Below are 21,809 nucleotides of genomic sequence, written 5' to 3' on the forward strand. Positions count from 1 at the left end.
GTTGGCGCTACTTCAGTGTTCCCTTGGGGAGCTGCATGGTAACGCAATGCAGCGAGCCGTGCTGAAGGATCAACGGCAGGCAGTCCACCCCGACGATTTCCCGTCCCGGGAATGCCGTGCCGACTGCCTCGAGGGCGGCGGCATCGTTGGCATCCTGGTAGGTGGGGACGAGCACCGCGCCGTTCACGATCAGGAAATTGGCGTAGGTCGCGGGGAGGCGATTGCCGTCTTCGTCCAACCGCGGAGCGGGCCAGGGAAGACCGACCATCCGGTACGGCTTTCCAGCGGCGGTCCGGAAGGCGGCGATTTCCAGCTCCATCGCCTTCAGGGCGTGGTAATGCTCGTCTTCGCGATCGTCGCAGGTCACGTAGGCGATGGTGTCCTCCGGGCAAAGGCGCGCCAGGGTGTCGACGTGCGAATCGGTGTCGTCGCCGGCCAGGTAGCCGTTGCTGAGCCAGAGAAAACGGTCGCTGCCGAAAAGGGCGTGCAGTTCCGCCTCCAGCTCCTCGCGGGTGAGGTGCGGGTTGCGGTTCTCGTTGAGGAGACACTCTTCGGTGGTGAGTATGGTTCCCGCCCCGTCGCTTTCGATGCTCCCTCCTTCGAGGATGAGCCCAACCGTCTGCAGCGGGACCCGGAACGCGGACAGCCCCTGCAGGCGTCGGTTGATCCGGTTGTCGAGGTCGGAGGCGAACTTGAGCCCCCATCCGTTGAACCCGAAATTGAGCAGGGTAGGGGCTTGGCCGTCGACCACGGTGATCGGGCCGAAGTCGCGCGCCCAGGTGTCATTGGTGTCGATCTCGTAGATCCGCACCGTCTCCGGTACGTTTCCTTTTGCCGCCAGCATCTCCCGCACCCGGTCCGGATCGGGGGCGGCAATGATCGCGGTTTCGAACCGGCTGATCTGGTGCACGATATCCACGAAGACCGGTTCGACCTGGTCGAGATACGGCTGCCAGTCGCTGTTTTCGTGAGGCCACGCCACGAGCACGCCGTCCTGCGGCTCCCACTCGGCCGGAAGTCTTCTCTTCACTTCGTTCTCCTGCATCGCCATCCTTGATAATCATGATGGGGCTCGCCCGCTCTGTCTGGAGGGGACATCCCATCTTCTTAAATGAGAAAGATTGGCATAACGAGACCTCTCAATGCAAGAGGAAAACGTCCCGTGGCAACCGGTCTCTGGTTGCCCAGGATGGTGCTTTCTTGTTGAATTGGCGCTTCTGTCACAGAGGGAGGCTCGGCTAACGAGTTTGAGAATCGGATTTTTCCGAAGGGATCCACGTGCTGGCTCAGGAAGAAGGTGCTAACAGGCGTCAACCCGGAGATGGTCTTTTATTCGCTCAATAAAAAAGAGGAGATGCATGCTTTTTTATTAAAGTTGATAAAGGGGGTGCCGATATGCTCATTGTGTAAGCAATGTGCATGTGGTAAAACTCATGTAGCTGCAGTTAGTTGATTTCGACCCGGTATCCGGCTAGTCCGACTGAGTGTAGGAGGCAACCATGATTGACGAGGAATGGGCTGAAATCGCGGAACAGACCGATGAACTGGTGCGGATCCTGGAAAGATTCTTGATGGACTGCCGCAGTGGGATATCGCGCCAGAAGGACTCGTGAGGGCGTTTCTCCGCCGAACCTTCAGGTCAACCACATCCGCCCCCTGATGGGGACTGATTTCTGTCCTGTCGGTGCGACGACTGTTAATCTCGCCTGGAAAGGCGCTCCCACAAGAGTGACCTGCGTCCGCGTCCTCATCGCAGCGCCGACCCCCTAGCACCTGCCCCGTCCCCCGACCCCCGATTCGCAATTGATCCCGAAGTTTTTTCGTGATAGACCTCCTTCCACGGCGCATCTGCCGGAGGAGGCAAGTAATGAAATATCCCGATACCATCAACCTTCCCTTCAATGCGGAAGCGCTCCGGGAACGGTTTACCCAGAAGAAGCCAGGGGAGATGGCCGATGACGGCGACCACGCGGCGTGGGTAATCCTTCAGGGCGATACCATCCTGCTCGACGACGGCGCGCTTCCCCAGGGCGCGCTTTTGCCGGGGATGATCCCATCCCAAGGGCCGATGCTGTTCGGCCTGTGGGACGGTGCTCCGATTCGCGTCGTATCGCTGTCCCGCTCCGACGTGCCCCCACCCTCGCTGCAGGCGGTTCCCACCGTCGAACTTCCCGACGACCTGATGTCCCTGGCCGGGCTCGCCAAGCAGCTTCTGTATTGGGATCGGCTCTGTAACGTCTGCTCCCGGTGCGGCGGCAGCCTGGAGCGGATCGACCTTTCCTGGGGCAAACGCTGCACGAGCTGCTCCCACGAACACTACCCGCATATTCATCCTTGCGTGATCGTCCTGGTAAAGCGTGGCGACGAGATGCTCCTGGCGCGCAAGCCGGAATGGCCGAAAGGGCGCTACAGCCTGGTCGCCGGGTTCGTTGATTTCGGAGAGAGTCTGGAGGAGTGTGTCGTACGCGAGGTAGCAGAAGAGACCGGCATCAAGGTTCATAACATCCGCTACGTAGGGAGCCAGAACTGGCCCTTCCCGAGCCAGTTGATGGCCGGCTTTGTGGCCGACTACCTGGAAGGGGAGGTCCGGGTGGACCAGACCGAGCTCGAGGATGCCCGCTGGTTTCCCAAAGGCGTGATGCCGGATATGCTCCCGCCCAGGCGAAGCATTGCCCGGTGGATCATCGAGACCTATGGGAATGATGGAGAGGACCAGCGGTAACGTCCTTCGGTGAACCGTGGTCAGGATCGGTGGTTGATGAGCCCGCAGTCTCGGGTTTTTCAATACATATAGGGCGCAGCATGCTGCGCCCTCTTTCGTTCTCGGTCTTGGTAAAAGGCAAATTCCCCCGACACCCTTCGCAAAGGGGGGAGCTGAAAGGCTTCCCCCACCCCCAGTCCCAGCCCCAACCCCTCATCCTGTCTTTTCTTTGTATCTTGTAATACTTAGCGCTTTCTGCTAACATACGCCGTTCGTTCAGCGTACAGCGCCCGCGGGGGGGCGACCGGATGGAATCCAAGAGAAATGCCCTGGTGCGGCATGTAGCCGAGATGCCCGCAGCAGCCATATATGCCCTTGCCGACAAGGGGCACCTCTTCCGAGGGTTCGAGCTGCTCAAGCGCTGCCCCGTCTCCGGTGTTGTCTGGAGCGAAGACGGCGCCACGCTCCGGATGGAACTCCATGCCGAAGAGGTGATCCAGGTAGCGTTCACTTTGCAGTTGGGGGAGCTTTCCCCTTCCTGCGAATGCGGCGTCTGGAGCCCCAGCGGCTATTGCCCCCACGTCGTCGCCTCGCTGGCAACGCTGAAGAAAGCCGTCTCCCCCGCATCATTTCCCATGCTGCACCTGCCGCAGCCCTACTTGGACCTGATCCGCAGCCATCTTCCCATCGTTTCCGAATCCCGAGCCCCCGGTGAAGAAGAGTTTTCCCTTCTGGTCGAGCCGGTCGGTGACGATCTCAGGCTCCAAGTCCGGCGCGGTAGCGACCCGGCTGCCCTTTTCGACCCCACGCTCCCCATGACGATGCGGGAGTTCCTTCGTTCCATGGTGCTCCCCGCCTTTCAGCAGAAGGTGATCGAGGAGTTCCGCGCCCGTTTCCGCCGGCGCTATCCGGTAGTATTTGCCGGGCCTGACGGAGAAATCCCGCTCACCCTCGATACCGACCGGACCCGCTCCACCCGCCTTTTGCTCGACAGCACCGCCGGGCGGCTTACCGGTACCCGAACTCTCGAAGACGGCACGCCGCTCGGGGAGACTTCCATCGCCTCCGAGCAGTACCATTTCGATACCAAGGCGGGCCGGATCGAACGGATCGAGGATCCCGCCGGACTCAGGTTCTATCGCCGCCTCACCGCTGTGCTGGCAGCGCTTCCCGATTCCGATTTCCGGGAAGATCGCCAGGGATTTTCGGTTTCCCTCACCGGCTTCAACAAGATGCAGCTTTCGCTCAGCACCGCCGAGCTGGACCAGTTTCTGCGTCACACCCAGCTGACCCGGCAGGGGGAGCCGGCGCCGCTGCGCCAGCTCCAGCCCGACTATCGCCTGAACCTCACCGAGAGTGCCAACCGCTTCGTCCTGGTCGCTGAGGGGCAAGTCGAAGGGATGACCTTCCCGCTTTCCCACGAGGCCTTCTGGTTTTTCCCCGCCGCCGGCCGGGCCCGGTTCCCGCAGCCCTTGCGCGCTAAGAAACGGGTCATCACGTTGCTGGATGCCTGTTTCGCCTCCCTGACCTGCCGGACCCGCACCGACCGCGATCGGGTGATCCGTAATGCGCTGAGCGGTGCCGATTTCAGCAAGCGCGGCGTCAAATCGGAAGCGCGCCGGCTGATCGCCGGATTCTGGCAGGCGGTGACCGAACGGCAGACTCTCCTGCAGCTGGGTGATGCCGGATGGCTGGCCGTGGAGTTCGATGCCGGCCTCCAGGCGCGGCTGCTCGAAATCCCGTACCGGCTCTTCGGCGCTGAGCTGTTTGCGGAAGCCTCCGCGCCGGGAGAGATGTCGGTGGACCGCGCTTCCCTGCTGCAAAGTCTTCCCGCGCTGCGGACCGCCTGTGAGCGCGCCGGTTTCACCCTCACCATGGACGGACGCCCCCTGGAGGCGGTCAGCTGGAGCTTCACCCTCGATGCGACCCGGTCGACCATCGACTGGTTCGAACTGCGCCCCGAGATCCGGTTCCAAGGGGAACTGGTGGACGAGCAGGAATTCCTCGATGCCGTGCGCGGCGGGGGGCTTTTCCGGAAAAACGGCTCCATCGTGATCTTGGACGAGGAGAGCAGCCGCAACCTCTCCTTCCTGGCGGCGCACGGCAAAAAGGAAGTGGTGCGGGTGCCGCGCCTGCAGATCCTGGACTGGATTGTCCTCAGGCGCAACGGGGTCCGGATCCTCCTCTCCCCGGAGGACGAACAGATCATCGACAGCCTGGTCAATTTCGAGCGGATCCCGCAGCTCGCACCGCCGTCCGGGCTGCAGGCGACCCTGCGCAAATACCAGGTCGAGGGGTATTCCTGGCTCGGTTTTCTGTACGAGCACCGCTTCGGCGCCTGCCTGGCCGACGATATGGGCCTGGGCAAGACGATTCAGGCCATCGCCCTGCTGGCCGGGCTCCTGGAGGGGGGGATCAAGGCGGCGGAGGTGGCCGGGCCGCACCTGGTCGTGGTGCCGCCGAGCCTGATTTTCAACTGGGAGAGCGAGATCGCGCGGTTTTATCCCCGGCTCAACGTCATGGTCTACCGCGGCACCGGACGGCGCGCCGATTTCGAGGGGGTCGACGTTGTCCTCACCAGCTATGGGGTGGTGCAACGGGATATCGAGGAGCTGGGCCAGATCCCGTTTCACGTTATCGTCTTCGACGAGGCGCAATCGATCAAGAACATTCACGCCGAGACCACCGGGGCGGTGCGGCGGCTCAAGGGGCGCTTCAAGCTCGCCCTGACCGGGACGCCGGTGGAGAACCACTTGGGCGAATACTACTCGGTGATGGACCTTGCGCTTCCGGGGCTGCTCGGTCCCTACGAGCCGTTCCGCAAGCAGATGGGGCGCGACGACCCGCAGTTTTTGGATACCCTGATCCGGCGCACCCGCCCCTTCATCCTCAGACGCTCCAAGGACATGATTGCCTCGGAGCTCCCGCCCAAGGTGGAGACCGATATCTACCTGGAGATGAGCCCGCGCCAGAAGGCACTCTACGTGAGAACCGTGGCCCAGGTGAAGGAAACCGTCGCCCAGGCTTACAGCTCCAACTCCGCAGGGCAGGCACGGATCATCGCGCTGACGGCGATCTTGAAACTGCGCCAGATCTGCCTGTCCACCAATCTGCTGATCCCGGACATGCGTGACGCCTCGCCCAAGATCGAGTTTTTGATCGAGCAGGTGCGGGAACTCTTCGAGGAAGGGCACAGCGTCCTGGTCTTCTCCCAGTTCACCTCCTTTCTGGACGTGGTCCAGGAGGCGTTCGAGGCGGAGCAGATCCGGCATTTCCGGCTGGACGGGTCGACTCCGGTGGGGAAAAGGAAGGAACTGGTGCAGGGATTCCAGGAATGTACGGACCCGTCCGTGTTCCTGTTGAGCCTGAAGGCGGGGGGGAGGGGGCTGAACCTGACCCGGGCTTCCTACGTATTCCATCTGGATCCGTGGTGGAACCCGGCGGTGGAGAGCCAGGCATCGGACCGGGCGCACCGGCTCGGGCAGCTGCGTCAGGTCACCATCACCCGGCTTTTGATGCGGCATTCCATCGAAGAGAAGATGATGGAGCTGAAAAAGCGCAAGCTCCGGTTATACCAGGCCCTGCTGGAAGACGCCGAGCTCGAGAGCTCCTTCACCATCGGGCGGGAGGACTTCGAGTTCCTTTTGGGGCAATGAGCAAAGCAATGAGCTATGAGCAGAAAAAACGTGGGGGCCGCACCAATACTATGTTGACGCGGCCCCCACTGTTTTAGAAGTTGCTCTTTGCTCTTTGTTCATTGCTCCAGCGTGAAGTAAAACGTCGCCCCGGCCCCGACCTCTCCCTCCCCCCACACCTTCCCGGCGTGACGGGAGATGATCCGCTGTACCGTCGCCAGCCCGATCCCGTTCCCCTCGTATTCGTCGCCGTGCAGCCGCTGAAACGCCCCGAAAAGCTGCTCCCGGAAAGTCATGTCGAATCCCGCCCCGTTGTCCCGGACGTAGAAGGCCCATCCCAGCTCGAAATTGGTCCTCCCGAACTCGATTTCGGCTCGCGACTTTTTCCCGGTGTACTTCCACGCATTCTCCAGGAGGTTCTCCAGCACCTGGCGTAAAAGGATCGGGTCTCCCGGTGCGCTGAGCGCCTCGGTGATGGTGAAATTCACTTCCCGCTGCGGGTTCTCCTCCTGCAGCCGCTGGGCAATCTCCTCCGCAAGAGCGGTCAGGTCGACCATTTCCCGTTTCATCTCGGTCCGGGTGACCCGCGCCAGGAGCAACAGGTCGTCGATCAGTTTCCCCATGCGGCTGCTCGCCGCCACCAGCCGGTCCAGGTAGCGCTGTGCTTCCTCGGGAAGCGCGTTTGCGAACTCCTCGCGCAGGATGGCGGCGTAGCTGTTGATGTGGCGCAGCGGTCCCCGCAAGTCGTGGGAAACGGAATAGCTGAACGCTTCCTGCTGATGAACCGCCGCCTCCAGCTGCTCGGTCCGTTCCTCGACCCGCCGGTCCAGTTCCAGGTTCAGCATGTTGACGCATTCCTCGGCCAGCTTGCGCTCGGTGATGTCGTTGAAGACGATCATGATGCTGGTGCCGATGACGCTGCCAAAGGTGTCGAAGGTGCGCGTCGATGCGTCCTTGCAGGTGACCCGGAACTCGTAGGACTCGATGTCGGTCCCCTCCTGCTGGGCCTTTTCGATCAGTTGCTGCCAGGTCGCGAGCGAGCGCGCCCGGTACTCAGGCTCGGGGAAGGCCAGGGACCACCAGGTCTCCTCGTCCCGGAGTTCCTCCCGGGTGTAGCCGAAGGTCGCGGCGAACCGGTCGTTGAGGTACTGGATCTGCCCGTCGGCGCCGATCAGGGCGATCGGCATCGGAGACCGCTGCAGCAGCCCTCGGAAATGGCGTTCCCTCTGGCGCAACGCCTCCTGGATCCATTTCTGGTCGCTCATCGCCTTGGCGAGCCGAAGGTTGCTGTAGCTCAGCCGGGAGCTCTGCTCGGCGAATTTGACCAGGAAGTCCATCACGGTGCGGATCTTTTCCCGGCTTACCCGCGGCACCCGGTCCAGCGCCTGCAGATAGTGCTCTGGGTGGAAGCCATACCGCTTCGCCTGTTCCGAGAACTGTTCGGGGTCGATCGCCTCCTCCTCCATCAGGAACTGCCCGGTGTAGATGTTGCCCACGTGGGTTCCGGCGATGTACAGCGGAGTGATGACCTCCCAAAGACCGTGGCGGCACTTGTAGGTGTGGTATTCCCCGGGGCGTCCGTGCCCGGAAAAGACGAGGTCGCTTTCCTTACAGGCTGCGGCCGCTTCGGGGCTGGCCCGATGAAACCTGGTGCAGACCTCCTGCCACCCCGACTGGACCAGGACGTTGCCTTTGAGATCGACGATCGCCAACGCGGTGCCGGCCAGCTTCTGGAAGTCATTCAGTACCGACTCCAGCCAGCCTATGTCCAGCACCTGAACGAGGTTCTGCTCGTCAAGCTCGGCCAGGCAGTCGGCACCCAGCCGAAACGAGGCGTGTTCTTCCACCTCTGCCAGGGGCTCCGGCTTCTGCTCCAGTGCGCTCAGGTCGTGCACGATGGCCGTGGACCCGGCCACGGCTCCCGCTCCCCGGAAGATGGTGGCATCGAGTCGGACGGTCCGGACTTGTCCATGGCGCTGTCGGACGGCAAGGTCGAGGCCATGCAGCGAGCCGCTCGGGATCAGCCGTCGCAGGGCCCTTTCTACCCGTTTCGGCTCGGTGAAGATGCTGGAAAAACGGCGCCCCACGAGCTCGCTACGGCTCCAGCCCGTCAGACGTTCGGCCGCGCCGTTCACGTCGGTGACCGTTCCGTCGGCGCCCAGGCTGAAGAGCGGATCGATGATCGCCTCCTGCAGACTGGCGGTGTAGGCCTCCAGACGCAGCAAATAGGTTTGCACCCGGTGCAGGTGTTGTCTTTGGTGAAGCAGGCAGGCAACGACCGCTGCCGTCAGCAATATGAGCAGCACTGACATAGCTCGCTCCCAACTCTCATTGTGGTGCCGCGCCTCTGTAAAAACTCAGGCTCGCTATGTAACAGATCAAGCTTGTGAGGGATGCGAACTATAACATTTCTATTAGCAGTAATAAACTAAAAAATATGAATGTGGCGTATTGAGTGGCTATGACAGCGGTGCATCGTGCGTTGGCGCGGCCGAAACCTCAATTCCGGTGCGAATGCGACCGAGGCTCGGGGGCGGGAACGTTGTTCGGAGCAAGCCGGGTGCCGGATGGCGGATCCGGAGGGTGGTGAGGATTCAGGGAGATGGTGAGGATTCTAAGGGGGATTGTGAGGATAAAGGGGGGTGGTGAAGAATCAGGGGAGTGGAGACGGGAAGTATTTACAGAAGGAGAGGGTGTTGCGGCCGTCGGCCGAGGTGTAGGTCACCTCGTCCATGATCGTCTCGATGATGAACAACCCCATGCCGTTTTCGGGGATGGAGCCGATTTCTTCCGGGTCGAATTCGAGGCTGCGGGGAGCGTAGTTGACGATGGCGGTACCGCAGTCCGAGATGGCAAAGGAGATGCGGTCTTCGTGGAGGGTGATGGCGGTCTCGACCCGGAAACCGTTCTGACGCTGGTAAGCGTGGTTGATCGCATTGGTCACCGCCTCGACGACGCAGACCTCCATCCGTCCGTAGTCCTCCTGGTCCAGCGGGGAACAGCAGCAGACCCCGCGTACCGCGTGACCCACGAGGCAGACGTCGCTTAGTTTGCTCTCAATGCTCAGGTTGATGGTCTTGCCGGTCATATTAGGTTTGGTTGCCGTGGACGGTAGGTGGTTCTTTTTGGGGCGGGGCGCGCCCCACGCGTGCATCCCGCTGGAATTACCCGGGTTTCCGGCACAATGCAGTAAAGCTTAACTCCGAGGTGCGTGATGTCAAATGAGATTGCTACAGTACCACCGGAAGACGCTGGACCAGCCGGATCTCCCCCGGGGTCACTTCGGCGCGGTAGGCGAGCAGTTCCACCCCGTTGGCCGCGGCTTCCCGAAGCATTCGGCCATAGGCGGGGTCGATGCCGTCGGCGGGGGCGACGTACTCGCCGTCGCCGCGCTGTACCACGAACAGGTTGACGCCGCGGTCGCCGCGGCGGACGACTTCCATCAGTTCGCGGAGGTGTTTTTGTCCCCGCAGGGTGACCGCGTCGGGGAAAAGCGCGGCTCCCTTTTCCACCAGGGTGACGTTTTTGACCTCTATGTAGCAGGAGCCCCGGGTCCCGTTCAGGAGCAGATCGATGCGGCTGCCCTCTCCGTAGGGGACCTCTTCGCGCAGATTCTCGTATCCGGCCAGCTCCGCGATGGTGCCGTCGAGGATCCCTTCGCGGGCGAGGAAGTTGGGATAGCGGGTATTGATGCCGGCCCAGAAGCCGTCGGCATGGACCAGTTCCCAGCTGTAGGGGTATTTGCGACCCGGATTGTCGCTCACCGACAGGACCACCCGATTGCCGGGGACGGCGCACCCTTTCATGCTTCCGGTATTCGCCGTATGGGCGGTAACGACCGTGCCGTCGTCGAGTTCGACGTCGGCGAGAAAGCGCTGGTAGCGCCGGATCAGGGTGCCGTGGAAAAGCGGTTGGGGGAGCAGCATGTTACGAAAGCCTCGCGGGGGAAAAATTGCCATCAGCGGGGGGGGAAAGTACCACTGCAGCAAGGGGATGTCCACGAAAAACCGTCGTCAGAACGCCGACTCCCTGGCGATGCAGGTGCTGACACAGTGGTGCGGGTGCTGATACAGTGGTGCGGGTGCTGATACTGTGATGCCGGTGCGCGCTGTGGGAGCGCCGTTCCCGGCGCGAACAGCGATGGTTATTCGCGCCAGGAATGGCGCTCCCACCGGGTTGGTCTCTCTTCCGGACCCTCCCCATGTCAGAAATGGACCTGTTGACCTTGAAAGAGGGGGACAGGAACTCCGTCGCCTGCCCCCCCGTTGGTGCCGTAAACGCCCCAGATTCGGAAAAGTCTTTTTTCTCACCGCCCCTTCTGCTAGACTGGGGCGTCGGCCTGGCTTGCGACGGAGGATATCGGGATGGCGAAGGGACATCAGCAGCACCGGGAGCATCTGGAAGCGGTCTCCTCCTTCGGAAAGTCGATCGGCAAGCGCGCGGGCTTTCGCTGCGAGTGGTGCGGCGGTGACGAGGGGCTGCGCTTGTGGGAATACCGCCCCGACGAAGAGCCGGTCCCCGAGAACCTTGCGCTGCTCTGCGAGCCGTGCCGCACCCTGGCCGACGGCAAATCCGCCGATCCGCACCTTTTGCGCTCCCTGCGCAACGCGCTTTGGAGCGACGTTCCCGCCATCAGCGAGGGGGCGGCGGTCGTGCTGGCCCGGCTCCGGGAACCGTGGGTGCGCGAGGCGATCGAAGAGAGCTTCATTGACGAGGAACTGAAGGCCCGATTGCTCCGATCCTAATGGAATTAAAGATTTGACGCGATTTTCGCTTCATGTTAAAAAGTAGCGCTAATTAATTTAATGGGTTCGAAAGGTGGTTATGTCGCAAGGTATCAAGAAGGGTATTTTGTTGGCGGGAGGGGCCGGCAGCCGGCTGTATCCGCTCACCATGGTTGCCAGCAAGCAGCTGCAGCCGGTCTATGACAAGCCGATGATTTACTACCCCCTGGCCACCCTGATGATGGCGGGGATCAAGGACATCCTGATCATCTCCACCCCGGCCGACGTGCCACGCTTCCAGGCGCTTTTGGGAGACGGCTCCCGCTGGGGAATCTCGCTTACCTACGCGGTGCAGCCCGAGCCCAAGGGGATCGCCCAGGCCTTTTTGATCGGGGAGGAGTTTTTGGCCGGAGACCCGGTCTGCCTGATTCTCGGGGACAACATCTTCTACGGCAAGATGATGCTCGACCGCTGCATCGCCGAATTCTCCAGCGGCGCCATGATCTTCGGATACTACGTGCAGGACCCGGAGCGCTACGGGGTGGTCGAGTTCGACCCTGCCGGAAAGGTCATCTCCATCGAGGAAAAGCCGGCCAAGCCGAAATCGAACTACGCCGTCCCCGGCCTTTACCTCTACGACGGTCGCATCGTCGAGATCGCCAAATCGATCCAGCCGTCGGCCCGGGGCGAGCTGGAAATCACCGACATCAACCTCGAGTACCTGACCCGTGGCGAACTGACCGTACAGCGGCTGGGACGCGGCATCGCGTGGCTGGACACCGGAACGCACCAGAGCCTTTTGGAGGCTTCCCACTTCATCGGCACCCTCGAAGCGCGCCAGGGACTCAAGATCGCCTGCCTCGAAGAGATCGCCCTGCGGCTGGGCTACCTGGACTGCAAGGGGATGTCCGACGCCATCGCGGCGACCCCCAATTCCTCCTACCGGGACTACCTGATCCGGGTATACAATGAAAGCACGCTCTGCGGCGGCGTTTCCTGATTTGTTTCACGCCTTTGAGATGGCGGGCCGCAGCGGGCGGTCCGGTTTGCCGGCGACGTTTGCTTGAATAGGGGGCCTTCAGCCCCCTAAACCTTTTTTGAGATCGATGCGAGAGTTCTTTTCCCGAAACAAGCGCTACTTTATCACCGGAGGTTTCCTCCTGGTGGCGTTCCTGACCTACGCCCTGAACCTGAAGAACCGTGAGCACGCCAACCCGCTGGAGCGGGCGGTGCTGGCCGCCACGTCGCCGCTCACTTCGACGGCCGCCGGCGTCAACGGCTTCGTCGATGGGATCTGGAGCAACTACATCGACCTCATCAACGTCCGGCACGAGAACAAGATCCTGCGCGACCGGGTCAAGCGCCTCAACGAACGGGTGGTGGCGGCCAACGAAGCGGTGATGGGAAACATCCGGCTGAAGGAGCTTTTGGCGCTCAAGACGAGCCTTGACGCGCCCAGCCTGGCGGTCTCGGTGATCGGCGAGGATTCCTCGGCCTGGTTCAAGATCCTGGTGGTGGATCGCGGCAGCGCCGACGGGCTTGCCGAGGGGATGCCGGTGGTTGCCGCCGGCGGGATCGTCGGCCGGCTGGTCAAGGTCGCCCCCAAGAGTTCGCGCGTCCTTTTGCTCACCGACCATGCCAGCGCCGTCGCTGCCGTGGTGCAACGCTCCCGCGCCCGCGGGGTGGTCCGCGGCATGGGGGGGGGGCGCTGCTCGATGGAGTTCACCGTTCGCGACGAGGACGTCAAGGTCGGTGACTCCGTGGTCACCTCCGGGGTAGGCGGCGTCTTCCCCAAGGGACTCCCCATCGGCGAGGTGACCATGGTTAAAAAGGGGGAGTACGGGGTCTTCCAGACCATCGAAGTGCGCCCCAGCGTCAACATCGCCCGGCTCGAGGAGATGCTGGTGTTGCTCCGTCCCGGGCAGTGAAAACGGACACCGGCAGGCCATGACCAAATACCTTAAGATAACCGCGCTTGTCTTGATCGCGCTGCTGTTGCAGACGACCCTGCTCCCGGCCTACCTGGTCGACCCCTTTCAGCCCAATCTCCTGATCATCCTGGTGGTTTACCTGGGACTCAAGCTCCCGCACCGGCTCGGTCCGGCCGCCGCCCTTTCCCTGGGGATCCTCCAGGACTGCTACTCCGGTCTTTGCTTCGGACTGCAGGCATTTTCCTACCTCTGCATTTACCTTTTGCTCGCCGAAATCTCGGACCGCCTCTTCACCGACAACCGGCTCCTTCTGGTGATCGTCGTCTTTTTGGCTACGGTCCTGAACGCCCTTTTGAATCTCGTCATGCTCATCGTATTTTCGGTATCTCAGGGGATCTACGCCTCGGTGCTCCCCGCGATCATCCCCCAGGCCCTGGTCAACGCGCTCGCCGCCTCGATTCTCTTCAACCTGCCGCTTCCGGCACCTGAGGAGGCGCGATGAAACCCAAGACCTATCTCCCCGAATTCAACAACGCGCGCCGCATCGTCTGGCTCTCCCTGGGGGCCTTCGCCATGTTCTTCCTGCTCCTGGCGCGCCTTTGGTACCTCCAGGAGGTCCAGGCGGACCAGCTTCTGGACCAGTCCGAGAACAACCGGCTCCGCTTCGTTCCGGTCGCCGCGCCGCGCGGCGCCATCCTGGACCGAAACGGCAAGGTGCTGGTATCGAACACCCCCTCCTTCTCGGTCTCGGTCATCCCCCAGGACGTGAAGAACAAGGAGCAGCTCATCGACAACCTCGCCCGCTACCTGAACCTGGACCGCAAGGAGATCCTGGACAAGTGGAGCAAGGGGCAGGGGAGGGCGAAGTACTACCCGCTGGTGGTCGCCTCCGGCATCACCCGGGACCAGATGGAGTTCCTGGAAGAAAACCGCCTCTCCCTCTCCGGGGTGAACATCGAGATGAAGCCGATCCGCCAGTACGCCAACGGCGACCTCGCCGCGCACCTTCTGGGCTACATCGGCGAGATCTCGGAAAACGAGCTCACCTCGGATCGCTACAAGGAATACAACGCCGGGGACTACGTCGGCAAGAGCGGCATCGAACGGGCCTGGGAGAACTATCTCCACGGCAGCGACGGCGGCCGGCAGATCGAGGTCGACGCCCGCGGGCGCTTTTTGCGCACCGTCGAGGAGACCGACTCCTCGGTGGGGAATTCGGTGGTCCTGACCGTGGACCTCGACATGCAGAAGGTGGCTGAGCAGGCGCTGGGGGACCAGGCGGGGGCGGCGGTCGCCATGGACGTGAACACCGGGGAAATCTTAGCCTTTGCCAGCAGCCCCGACTTCGACCCGACCCTGTTTGCCGGGCGGATGCCGCCCGACAAGTGGAAGGAGTACCTGGAGGACAAGCGGCGGCCGCTGGAGAACAAGGCGCTGCGCGGCATGTACCCGCCCGGTTCGACCTTCAAGATCATCACCGCCATCGCCGGGCTGGAAGAGGGGCTGATCGACCAGCACACCTCGGTGGAATGCCCCGGCTACTACAAGTTCGGCAATTCCACCTTCAAGTGCTGGGAGAAGAAAGGGCACGGGCACGTCGAGCTCAGACGGGCGTTGCGGGAGTCCTGCGACGTCTATTTCTACAAGCTCGCCGAGCGGCTCGGGGTGGACCGGATCGCCAAGTACGCCAAGCGCTTTGGCCTGGGAGCCCCGCTGGGGGTAGGCCTGGACCAGGAAAAGGGTGGGATCATCCCGACCTCGGAATGGAAGCTCAAGCGTTTCGGGAAGAAGTGGTACCAGGGGGAGACGCTGTCGGTCGGCATCGGCCAGGGGTACGTCCTGACCACCCCGCTGCAGCTTGCCTCCATGATCGCCACCGTGGCCAACGAGGGGACCATCTACCGCCCCCACCTGGTGAAGAAGATCGTCGACTTCGACGGCAAGGTGCTCAAGGAATTCACCCCGGAGGTGATCGGGAAGACCGGGCTGCATCCGGAAACCTACAAGCTCGTCAAAGAGGGGCTTTTCGCGGTCGTCAACGAACCGCACGGCACCGGCGGGATGGCGCGCCTGGCCGAGGTCAAGGTCGCCGGGAAGACCGGCTCCTCCCAGGTCGTGAAACTGCGCGACAGCAAGGGGGACGTACCCTACCAGTTCCGCGACCACGCCCTCTTCGTCGCCTTCGCCCCCTACGAGAAGCCCGAGGTCGCGGTTGCGGTCATCGTCGAGCACGGGGAGCACGGCGGCTCCGCCGCGGCCCCGGTGGCGGGACGGATCATGCGCTCTTACTTCGAAGGGAAGGGGCTCATCAAAAAGCCGGTACCCAAGGCGCCGCCCAAGACCGAGGAAGAAGGGGAGGGTGCTCCGGTCCTCCAGGGCGCCCCGGCGGCTCCGGGCCAAAAGCCGGCGCCGGCCCCCGGCCCCCCGGCGGTCCAGCCCCCCGCCGCCACGCTGCCCAAACAGCAGTAACCGTTTCCCCCGCTCCCCCGGGAGCGGCTGGGGTGAGGGCAGGATCCCCTGCACAACACATCCGCGTCACCAAAGGATCAGATAGATGTTTGACCGAAGGCTCTTCACCAACTTTGACTGGACGCTCCTGGCGCTGGTGCTCGTCATCTGCAGCATCGGCGTCGTGAACATCTACAGCGCCGCCTCCAGCTACCGCGAGATCGGGACGCCATTTTTCATCAAGCAGCTCTACTGGATCACCGCCGGCATCGTCCTGTGCCTCACCGTCTGCAGCCTCGACTACCACATGCTCGAGGACTTCGCCTACTGGCTCTACGGCGGCATCCTCTTCCTGCTGTTGGCGGTGCTCGTGGTGGGTAAGACCTCCATGGGGGCGACCCGCTGGATTCACCTCGGTTTTTTCACCATGCAGCCTTCCGAGCCGATGAAGATCGTCATCATCGTCACCTTCGCCCGGTTCTTCAGTCGGTATCCCGTCTTCCAGGGACTCACCCTCAAGGATCTTGCCTACCCGCTCATGCTTTTGGGGGCCCCGGCCCTGCTCATCATGAAGCAGCCGGACCTGGGGACCGCCATCCTCGTGGTCCTGATCGCCGGGACCATGCTCCTCTACGTCGGGGTCCGCTGGACCTCGCTGGCCACCCTGTTCGCCGCTGCCATCCCCCTTGTCTACGGCGGCTGGCGCTTCGTTTTGCACGACTACCAGAAGGACCGCATCTACAACTTCCTGAACCCCGACCTCGATCCGCAGGGGAGCGGCTACCACATCATCCAGAGCAAGATCGCGGTCGGCTCCGGGGCCACCTTCGGCAAGGGCTTTTTGCACGGGACCCAGTCCCAGCTCCGCTTCCTCCCCGAGCAGCACACCGACTTCGCCTTCTCGGTCTTCGCCGAGGAGTGGGGCTTCATCGGCTGCCTGGTGATGGTGGTGCTCTATCTCTTCCTCATCCTGTGGGGGCTCGGGATCGCCTCCCGCTGCAACGACCGGTTCGGGAGCCTCCTTGCCGTCGGGGTCTCCGCGATGCTCTTTTGGCACATCGTCATCAACATGGGTATGGTGATCGGGCTCTTTCCCGTGGTCGGGGTGCCGTTGCCGTTTTTCTCCTACGGCGGGACCTCCATGGTCACCTCGATGGTCGGGGTCGGGATCCTGATGAACATCAGCATGCGCCGGTTCATGTTCTGATCCGCCGAACCCTCTGGCAATTTGGCCTTCGCGGGAGCCCCCCTGGCTTCCCCTCTCCTTAAATGGTTGCGTGCGATAGCGCGGCCTGCGACGGACTGGGCTGCGATGGGGGCCCCGGAGGCACGGAAAGGTCCTCCAGAAACCATGCGCATCGCCTTAGTCGAGCCGTACTTTACCGGCTCCCACGCCGCCTGGGCCACCGAATACGCCCGGCGCAGCGGCCACCACGTCGATCTCCTCACCCTCCCCGGGCGCAACTGGAAATGGCGCATGCACGGCGGCGCCGTCTCGCTCGCCGCCCAGTTTCTCGCCCTGCCGCAGACCCCCGACCTCATCCTCGCCACCGACATGCTCGACCTGGCGACTTTCCTTGCCCTTACCCGGCAAAGAAGTGCCGGCTGTCCGGTCGCGGTCTACTTCCACGAAAACCAGCTCACCTACCCCTGGTCCCCCGGGGATCCGGACCCGGGAAAAGATCGGGACCTCCACTACGCCTTCATCAACTACACCACGGCGCTTGCCGCCGATGCGGTTCTTTTCAACTCCGCCTACCACAGAAGCGCCTTCCTCGATGCCCTCCCCGGTTTTCTGGGGCGTTTCCCGGATGCGGTGGAGCGGGGAACCGTCGCGGCCATCGCGGCCAAAAGCCGGGTCCTCCCCCTGGGGCTGGACCTGAAGAAGCTGGACTCCTTCCGTCCCGCCGTCGCGGAGGCCGCGGGCGAAGCGCCGCTCGTGATCTGGAACCACCGCTGGGAGTACGACAAGGACCCGGAGACGTTCTTTTACGCGCTCTTCGAGCTCGCCGACCAGGGGATCGATTTTCGTCTTGCGGTACTAGGTGAATCGTTCGGAAGGGTGCCGCCCATCTTTAAAACAGCGCGGGAGCGCCTGGCGGACCGGGTGGTGCAGTGGGGGTATCTGAAGGGTTTCGGGGATTACGCGCGCTGGCTGTGGCGCGGCGATGTCCTGCCGGTCACCTCGCGACAGGAATTCTTCGGCGCGAGCGTGGTGCAGGCGATGTACTGCGGATGCACCCCTCTTCTGCCGGACCGGCTCTCCTATCCGGAACATCTGCCGGAACCGCGGAGCACGTGGCTGTACGAAGAGGGGACCACCTACCGGGAGCGGCTGCGTTCCCTGCTGGTTGCGGGAAGAAAAGCCGCGGCGTCAGTAGAACAGACGGTGACGCGTTATGACTGGGGAACGCTCGCTCCGGTGTACGACGAACTGCTGGCAAGCCTGGCGGGTAAAGGGGATCGCGACCTCCGTTTCCCGCCGCTTACACCTCGGAGTGAGGTTTAGGCCGCCTGTTTACGTTCGCTGACGATCTCGTTGCTTCCGTCCAGCCAGACGGTGCCGCAGCTGGTGCATTCCAGAAGGTCCTTGGCGTAGCCGTCGGAGTGCATCATGATTTCGACGCGGTTTGCGGTGTTACATTTCGGGCAGTTCATTGTATTTCTCCTCTTTTGGTTTTAATTGGTGACACAAATATATAAAAGGCAAAAAATTACTGCAACAGCTATTTTGTGTCAGTTTGGTCAAAAAAAGTCTGTAAAACAATAGTTTACCAAGTTGGCACCCCCCTAAAACGGACCCTTCATTTTAAAACATCGCGTGCGCCGTCTCCCTTCTTTTTCTAAAAATACAGGCTAAGTACCGGTAAATACAGATGAAACTGGATTTATAACGAGATTATGCCCGGATCGCCACCTTTCTCCAGGTGCCGAAACTGCATACTGCATTTTTTTTTGCATGACGTTCACGTAAACACCAGTTTCGAAATCCGAAACTTATCGCGCAGCGATACTAAACTCGGTCCGGGCCGCGCCGTTGGCGGTAGCAAACGAAATGGGGGGGTGCTATGATAACCCGTACCTAAACGGGAGAGGGGGGAGCGTCATGAAAGAAGCGATGTTCCAGGAAAAGGTGGGAGAGGGCGGGATCCGTTGCGGACTTTGTCGGTTTCACTGCCAGATCGCTCACGGCGCCCGCGGTCATTGCGGGGTACGGGAAAACCGTGGGGGCGAGCTCTACAGCCTGGTCTACGGCCGGGCCGTGGCGGAGCACGCCGACCCGATCGAGAAAAAGCCCCTGTTCCATTTTCTCCCCGGCACCCGGAGCTATTCGATAGCCACCGTGGGGTGCAATTTCCGCTGCCTGCATTGCCAGAACTACAGCATTTCCCAGCCGGACCAGGGGGCGGTGGAATTCATCGGGACCGCCGTCTCCCCCGAGGAGATCGTCGCCCGTGCCCTTGCCGCCGGATGCCGTTCCATCTCCTATACCTACACCGAGCCCACCATCTTCTTCGAGTACGCCTACGACACCGCCCGGCTGGCCCGCGCCGCAGGGCTCAAGAACGTCTTCGTGACCAACGGTTACATCACCTCCGAGGCGCTCGACGTCATCGCCCCCTACCTCGATGCCGCCAATATCGACCTGAAGGGGTTTTCCGAGCGGTTCTACCGGGAGATCATCGGGGCCCAACTCTCCGAGGTCCTCGATTCGATCGTCGATTACAAGCGCCACGGCATCTGGATCGAGCTCACCACCCTGATCATCCCCAACCAAAACGACGACCGCGGCGAGCTCAAGGGGATCGCCGACTTCATCGTCAACGACCTGGGACCCGAGGTTCCCTGGCACGTTACCCAGTTCTACCCGACCTACCTCCTTACCAAGGAGCCGCGCACCCCGCTCGCCACCCTGCGCGAGGCGCGCCGGATCGGCCTCGATGCCGGCCTGCGCTACGTCTATGAAGGGAACGTCCCGGGCGAGGGTGGCGAGGACAGCACCTGCCCCGGGTGCGCCACGCTGCTCGTCAAGCGCTACGGGTATCTCATCGAGAAGTACCACGTGGTCAAGGGGCGTTGCCCTTCCTGCGGCTACCAGCTGGATGGGGTGTGGGAGTAGCGGCCGGCCGTTTACGGGTCCGTTAACGGTTGCTACTTTTGGAATATTCATGGTATAAGCAGGTGTCCCTTGCGGGAACACTTCCGATTTATGAGGGTAGGATTGAAGGTTTCGCTTCTCAGACGTTGTTGGGTCACCTTGTCGGCATGGGTCATCGGTACCTATGCCTCCCTCCTGAACAAATTTCGCATCGAAGGGGCGTCGCATCTGCCCGCATCCGGCGGCGTGCTCATCGTCTCCAACCACATCTCCGCCTACGATACCGTTTTTCTCCCCTGGGCCGTCATCCGCACCTATCCCTTGCAAATGCTGTGGGCACCGGCCAAGGAGGAGCTCTTCCGGAACCCTTTTCTGGCCTGGCTTTTCCGCTCGTGGGGCGCCTTCAGCGTGCGTCGCGGCCGGGACGTCCGGGCCGGCAAGCACTTAAACGAGCTCCTCGCCGACCAGAAGGTGATGCTGTTCCCGGAGGGGACCCGGCACAAGGACGGCAAACTCGGACCCGGCAACCGCGGGGTCGGCAAGATCATCTATGACGTGCGTCCGGCGGTGGTCCCGGCGGGGCTCTCCGGCATCAATACCTGGCGTTTCCCCTCCTTCGGCGCAAGGGGGCGGGTCCGCTTCGGGGCGCCGCTTCACTTTGACGATCTGTTCCAGCTTCCCGACTGCAAGGAGACCCACCAGCAGATCGTGGACCGGGTAATGAAGGCGATCGCGGTTCAGATCCAGGGAGGAAACGATGCGCGTTGAGATCTTCTGCGACGGCGCCTGCAGCGGCAACCCCGGCGTGGGGGGGTACGGCACCATCCTTCGCTACGGGGACAACGAGAAGGAACTTTCGGGGGCCGACGGGGATACCACCAACAACCGGATGGAGCTCAGCGGCGCCCTCGCCGGACTGGAGGCGCTCAAGCGCCCCTGCGAGGTGGTGATCACCACCGATTCGCAGTACCTGGTCAAGGGGATGACCGAGTGGGTCTCCGGTTGGCTCAAGCGCGGCTGGGTGAATAGCAAGAAGGAGCCGGTCGTGAACCGGGACCTGTGGGAGCGTCTCTTGCAACAGTCCCGGGTGCACCGGATCAACTGGCAGTGGGTGCGCGGGCACAACGGGCATCCGGAAAACGAGCGCTGCGACGCCCTGGCCCGCGCCGCCATCGAAAGCTACCGGAGAAGCAACTAGATCCTCCCTCCTCACCCCGTGGCGCCGGATTCCCAAGTCTTTTCGTTGTCCATGGTCAATTCCTCCAGAGGTTTTCTTGGATTACTTCATCATCGAAGTCTCCGAAACGGAGATCAAGAAAGAGCGGGAAAAAGCCCGCGAACTGCGCAAGAGCCAGTGGTGGAAGAACCGGATCGGCCGGGGAACCTGCCACTGGTGCGGGAAGACGTTTCCCCCCGCCGAGCTCTCCATGGATCACATCGTTCCGGTCATCCGCGGCGGCAAAAGCACCCGGGGAAACGTGGTCCCCAGCTGCAAGGAATGCAACAACCAGAAAAAGCACATGCTCCCCATCGAATGGGAAGAGTACCTGAAGACCCTGCCCGAGCGCGAGGACCCAAGCGGTGAATAAGTTCCCCAGCACCATAAAAGCGGTGATTTACGACTGCGACGGAGTGCTCTTCGACTCCTTTGAAGCGAACTTCGCCTTTTACAGCCAGATCGTGGAGCGCTTCGGAAAGCCGCCCCTGGACCGAAGCGATGCCGATACCATGCGGATCCTGCACACCTACGCCAACAAGGAGGTCCTGGAGTACCTCTTTGCCGCCGACACCCCGATGGACCAGGTCCGGGCCTTCTCCGCCGCCATCGATTACCGCAAGCTCTTCCCGCTTTTGCGCATGGAAGAGGGGTTGCGGGAAACCCTGGAGCAGCTGCAGGGCAAGGTGGAACTCGCGGTCTGCACCAACCGTTCCTCCTCGATGGAAGCGCTCCTGGAGACCTTTTCCCTGGACGGCTTTTTCAGCTGCGTCATGACCGCCGGTAAGGTGGCCAACCCGAAACCGCACCCGGAGCCTTTGTTCAAGGTGCTGGACCAGTACGGCATCGCCCCCTCCGAGGCCCTTTTCGTCGGCGACTCCGACGTCGACCGGCAGGCCGCCGAAGCCGCCTCCATCCCGTTCGTGGCGTACAAGGCGCCGATGGCCGCGTTCGCCCGGATCGACCGGCACACCGAACTGATCACCCTCCTCTGAGCGAAGACCTCCCTTATCGAACCTTCCCAAAGCCCGCCCGGCATACCTTGCCGTGCGGGC

At 62.3% G+C, this 21,809-nt stretch carries 20 protein-coding genes; 15 read left to right on the forward strand and 5 right to left on the reverse strand.

The genetic code is table 11. The annotated features are described in order from the left end of the window. Positions 1-7: 7 nt before the first annotated feature. Positions 8-1,030, reverse strand: coding sequence for an agmatine deiminase family protein (locus JFN93_RS02250; protein WP_328753432.1), 1,023 nt, complete (start codon positions 1,028-1,030; stop codon positions 8-10). Between the two features lie 837 nt (positions 1,031-1,867). On the opposite strand from JFN93_RS02250, the gene nudC reads away from it, so the two are divergent. Together nudC and JFN93_RS02260 are read left to right on the forward strand one after the other, a co-directional pair. After that, positions 1,868-2,722 carry an NAD(+) diphosphatase gene (gene nudC, locus JFN93_RS02255; protein WP_199382366.1) on the forward strand — a complete coding sequence of 285 codons (855 nt, stop codon included), beginning with the start codon at positions 1,868-1,870 and terminating at the stop codon, positions 2,720-2,722. Between the two features lie 287 nt (positions 2,723-3,009). Beyond that, on the forward strand, positions 3,010-6,357 hold the full coding sequence (locus tag JFN93_RS02260; protein WP_199382367.1) for a DEAD/DEAH box helicase: 3,348 nt from the start codon (positions 3,010-3,012) through the stop codon (positions 6,355-6,357). A gap of 98 nt (positions 6,358-6,455) precedes the next feature. Here JFN93_RS02260 and JFN93_RS02265 read toward each other — a convergent pair whose 3' ends face one another. The 3 genes from JFN93_RS02265 to sfsA form a co-directional block, all read right to left on the reverse strand. Further along, the gene (locus JFN93_RS02265; protein ID WP_199382368.1) at positions 6,456-8,648 is read right to left on the reverse strand and encodes a PocR ligand-binding domain-containing protein; all 2,193 of its coding nucleotides are present in this window, start codon (positions 8,646-8,648) and stop codon (positions 6,456-6,458) included. Positions 8,649-8,989: 341 nt separating this feature from the next. Further along, on the reverse strand, positions 8,990-9,424 hold the full coding sequence (locus tag JFN93_RS02270; protein ID WP_236021498.1) for an ATP-binding protein: 435 nt from the start codon (positions 9,422-9,424) through the stop codon (positions 8,990-8,992). A gap of 142 nt (positions 9,425-9,566) precedes the next feature. Beyond that, positions 9,567-10,262, reverse strand: coding sequence for a DNA/RNA nuclease SfsA (gene sfsA / locus JFN93_RS02275; RefSeq protein ID WP_199382370.1), 696 nt, complete (start codon positions 10,260-10,262; stop codon positions 9,567-9,569). Between sfsA and JFN93_RS02280 the strand changes: the two genes are divergently transcribed. The 8 genes from JFN93_RS02280 (at position 10,261) to JFN93_RS02315 (ending at position 17,948) form a co-directional block, all read left to right on the forward strand. Further along, the gene (locus JFN93_RS02280; RefSeq protein WP_199382371.1) at positions 10,261-10,404 is read left to right on the forward strand and encodes a hypothetical protein; all 144 of its coding nucleotides are present in this window, start codon (positions 10,261-10,263) and stop codon (positions 10,402-10,404) included. The genes sfsA and JFN93_RS02280 overlap by 2 nt on opposite strands. A gap of 296 nt (positions 10,405-10,700) precedes the next feature. After that, positions 10,701-11,081, forward strand: a complete 381-nt coding sequence (locus JFN93_RS02285) for a hypothetical protein (protein WP_199382372.1) — start codon at positions 10,701-10,703, stop codon at positions 11,079-11,081. A 79-nt stretch (positions 11,082-11,160) separates the two neighbouring features. Then, positions 11,161-12,060, forward strand: coding sequence for a glucose-1-phosphate thymidylyltransferase RfbA (gene rfbA, locus JFN93_RS02290; RefSeq protein WP_199382373.1), 900 nt, complete (start codon positions 11,161-11,163; stop codon positions 12,058-12,060). 106 nt (positions 12,061-12,166) lie between these two features. Next, the gene (mreC, locus tag JFN93_RS02295; protein WP_199382374.1) at positions 12,167-12,988 is read left to right on the forward strand and encodes a rod shape-determining protein MreC; all 822 of its coding nucleotides are present in this window, start codon (positions 12,167-12,169) and stop codon (positions 12,986-12,988) included. Positions 12,989-13,007: 19 nt separating this feature from the next. Further along, positions 13,008-13,493: a rod shape-determining protein MreD gene (gene mreD, locus JFN93_RS02300; RefSeq protein ID WP_199382375.1), complete on the forward strand. Its 486-nt coding sequence runs from the start codon at positions 13,008-13,010 to the stop codon at positions 13,491-13,493. After that, complete coding sequence (gene mrdA, locus JFN93_RS02305; protein ID WP_199382376.1) at positions 13,490-15,460, forward strand: penicillin-binding protein 2; 1,971 nt, start codon at positions 13,490-13,492, stop codon at positions 15,458-15,460. The genes mreD and mrdA overlap by 4 nt, the downstream gene beginning before the upstream one ends. Before the next feature lie 85 nt (positions 15,461-15,545). Next, complete coding sequence (gene rodA / locus JFN93_RS02310; protein ID WP_199382377.1) at positions 15,546-16,646, forward strand: rod shape-determining protein RodA; 1,101 nt, start codon at positions 15,546-15,548, stop codon at positions 16,644-16,646. A gap of 144 nt (positions 16,647-16,790) precedes the next feature. Then, positions 16,791-17,948 (forward strand): tRNA-queuosine alpha-mannosyltransferase domain-containing protein, encoded by a 1,158-nt coding sequence (locus JFN93_RS02315; RefSeq protein ID WP_199382378.1) that lies wholly within the window; start codon positions 16,791-16,793, stop codon positions 17,946-17,948. Here the strand turns inward: JFN93_RS02315 and JFN93_RS02320 are convergent. Next, positions 17,945-18,097 (reverse strand): TFIIB-type zinc ribbon-containing protein, encoded by a 153-nt coding sequence (locus JFN93_RS02320; protein WP_199382379.1) that lies wholly within the window; start codon positions 18,095-18,097, stop codon positions 17,945-17,947. The genes JFN93_RS02315 and JFN93_RS02320 overlap by 4 nt on opposite strands. A gap of 448 nt (positions 18,098-18,545) precedes the next feature. Here JFN93_RS02320 and amrS point away from each other — a divergent pair, with 448 nt between their 5' ends. The 5 genes from amrS to JFN93_RS02345 all read left to right on the forward strand — a co-directional run bounded on the left by amrS (position 18,546) and on the right by JFN93_RS02345 (position 21,749). Beyond that, positions 18,546-19,559, forward strand: coding sequence for an AmmeMemoRadiSam system radical SAM enzyme (amrS, locus tag JFN93_RS02325; RefSeq protein ID WP_199382380.1), 1,014 nt, complete (start codon positions 18,546-18,548; stop codon positions 19,557-19,559). A gap of 102 nt (positions 19,560-19,661) precedes the next feature. Then, positions 19,662-20,306, forward strand: a complete 645-nt coding sequence (locus tag JFN93_RS02330; RefSeq protein WP_199382381.1) for a lysophospholipid acyltransferase family protein — start codon at positions 19,662-19,664, stop codon at positions 20,304-20,306. Beyond that, positions 20,296-20,736, forward strand: a complete 441-nt coding sequence (rnhA, locus tag JFN93_RS02335; RefSeq protein ID WP_199382382.1) for a ribonuclease HI — start codon at positions 20,296-20,298, stop codon at positions 20,734-20,736. Before JFN93_RS02330 ends, rnhA begins: the two co-directional genes overlap by 11 nt. Positions 20,737-20,812: 76 nt before the next feature. Next, positions 20,813-21,127: an HNH endonuclease gene (locus JFN93_RS02340; protein WP_199382383.1), complete on the forward strand. Its 315-nt coding sequence runs from the start codon at positions 20,813-20,815 to the stop codon at positions 21,125-21,127. Further along, the gene (locus JFN93_RS02345) at positions 21,120-21,749 is read left to right on the forward strand and encodes an HAD family hydrolase (RefSeq protein WP_199382384.1); all 630 of its coding nucleotides are present in this window, start codon (positions 21,120-21,122) and stop codon (positions 21,747-21,749) included. The genes JFN93_RS02340 and JFN93_RS02345 overlap by 8 nt, the downstream gene beginning before the upstream one ends. The last annotated feature ends 60 nt before the right edge of the window (positions 21,750-21,809 follow it).

Origin of the sequence: Geomesophilobacter sediminis (assembly GCF_016458275.1) — a bacterium.
In the GTDB taxonomy this organism is placed as follows: Bacteria; Desulfobacterota; Desulfuromonadia; order Geobacterales; family Geobacteraceae; genus Geomesophilobacter; species Geomesophilobacter sediminis.

Coding starts and splice junctions, on each gene's coding strand:
- JFN93_RS02285 (WP_199382372.1), top strand. CDS start 10,701: ATGGCGAAGGGACATCAGCAGCACCGGGAGCATCTGGAAGCGGTCTCC.
- rodA (WP_199382377.1), top strand. CDS start 15,546: ATGTTTGACCGAAGGCTCTTCACCAACTTTGACTGGACGCTCCTGGCG.
- JFN93_RS02270 (WP_236021498.1), bottom strand. CDS start 9,424: ATGACCGGCAAGACCATCAACCTGAGCATTGAGAGCAAACTAAGCGAC.
- JFN93_RS02320 (WP_199382379.1), bottom strand. CDS start 18,097: ATGAACTGCCCGAAATGTAACACCGCAAACCGCGTCGAAATCATGATG.
- mreC (WP_199382374.1), top strand. CDS start 12,167: ATGCGAGAGTTCTTTTCCCGAAACAAGCGCTACTTTATCACCGGAGGT.
- rfbA (WP_199382373.1), top strand. CDS start 11,161: ATGTCGCAAGGTATCAAGAAGGGTATTTTGTTGGCGGGAGGGGCCGGC.
- sfsA (WP_199382370.1), bottom strand. CDS start 10,262: ATGCTGCTCCCCCAACCGCTTTTCCACGGCACCCTGATCCGGCGCTAC.
- mrdA (WP_199382376.1), top strand. CDS start 13,490: ATGAAACCCAAGACCTATCTCCCCGAATTCAACAACGCGCGCCGCATC.
- JFN93_RS02265 (WP_199382368.1), bottom strand. CDS start 8,648: ATGTCAGTGCTGCTCATATTGCTGACGGCAGCGGTCGTTGCCTGCCTG.
- nudC (WP_199382366.1), top strand. CDS start 1,868: ATGAAATATCCCGATACCATCAACCTTCCCTTCAATGCGGAAGCGCTC.
- mreD (WP_199382375.1), top strand. CDS start 13,008: ATGACCAAATACCTTAAGATAACCGCGCTTGTCTTGATCGCGCTGCTG.
- rnhA (WP_199382382.1), top strand. CDS start 20,296: ATGCGCGTTGAGATCTTCTGCGACGGCGCCTGCAGCGGCAACCCCGGC.
- JFN93_RS02280 (WP_199382371.1), top strand. CDS start 10,261: ATGTTACGAAAGCCTCGCGGGGGAAAAATTGCCATCAGCGGGGGGGGA.
- amrS (WP_199382380.1), top strand. CDS start 18,546: ATGAAAGAAGCGATGTTCCAGGAAAAGGTGGGAGAGGGCGGGATCCGT.
- JFN93_RS02315 (WP_199382378.1), top strand. CDS start 16,791: ATGCGCATCGCCTTAGTCGAGCCGTACTTTACCGGCTCCCACGCCGCC.
- JFN93_RS02260 (WP_199382367.1), top strand. CDS start 3,010: ATGGAATCCAAGAGAAATGCCCTGGTGCGGCATGTAGCCGAGATGCCC.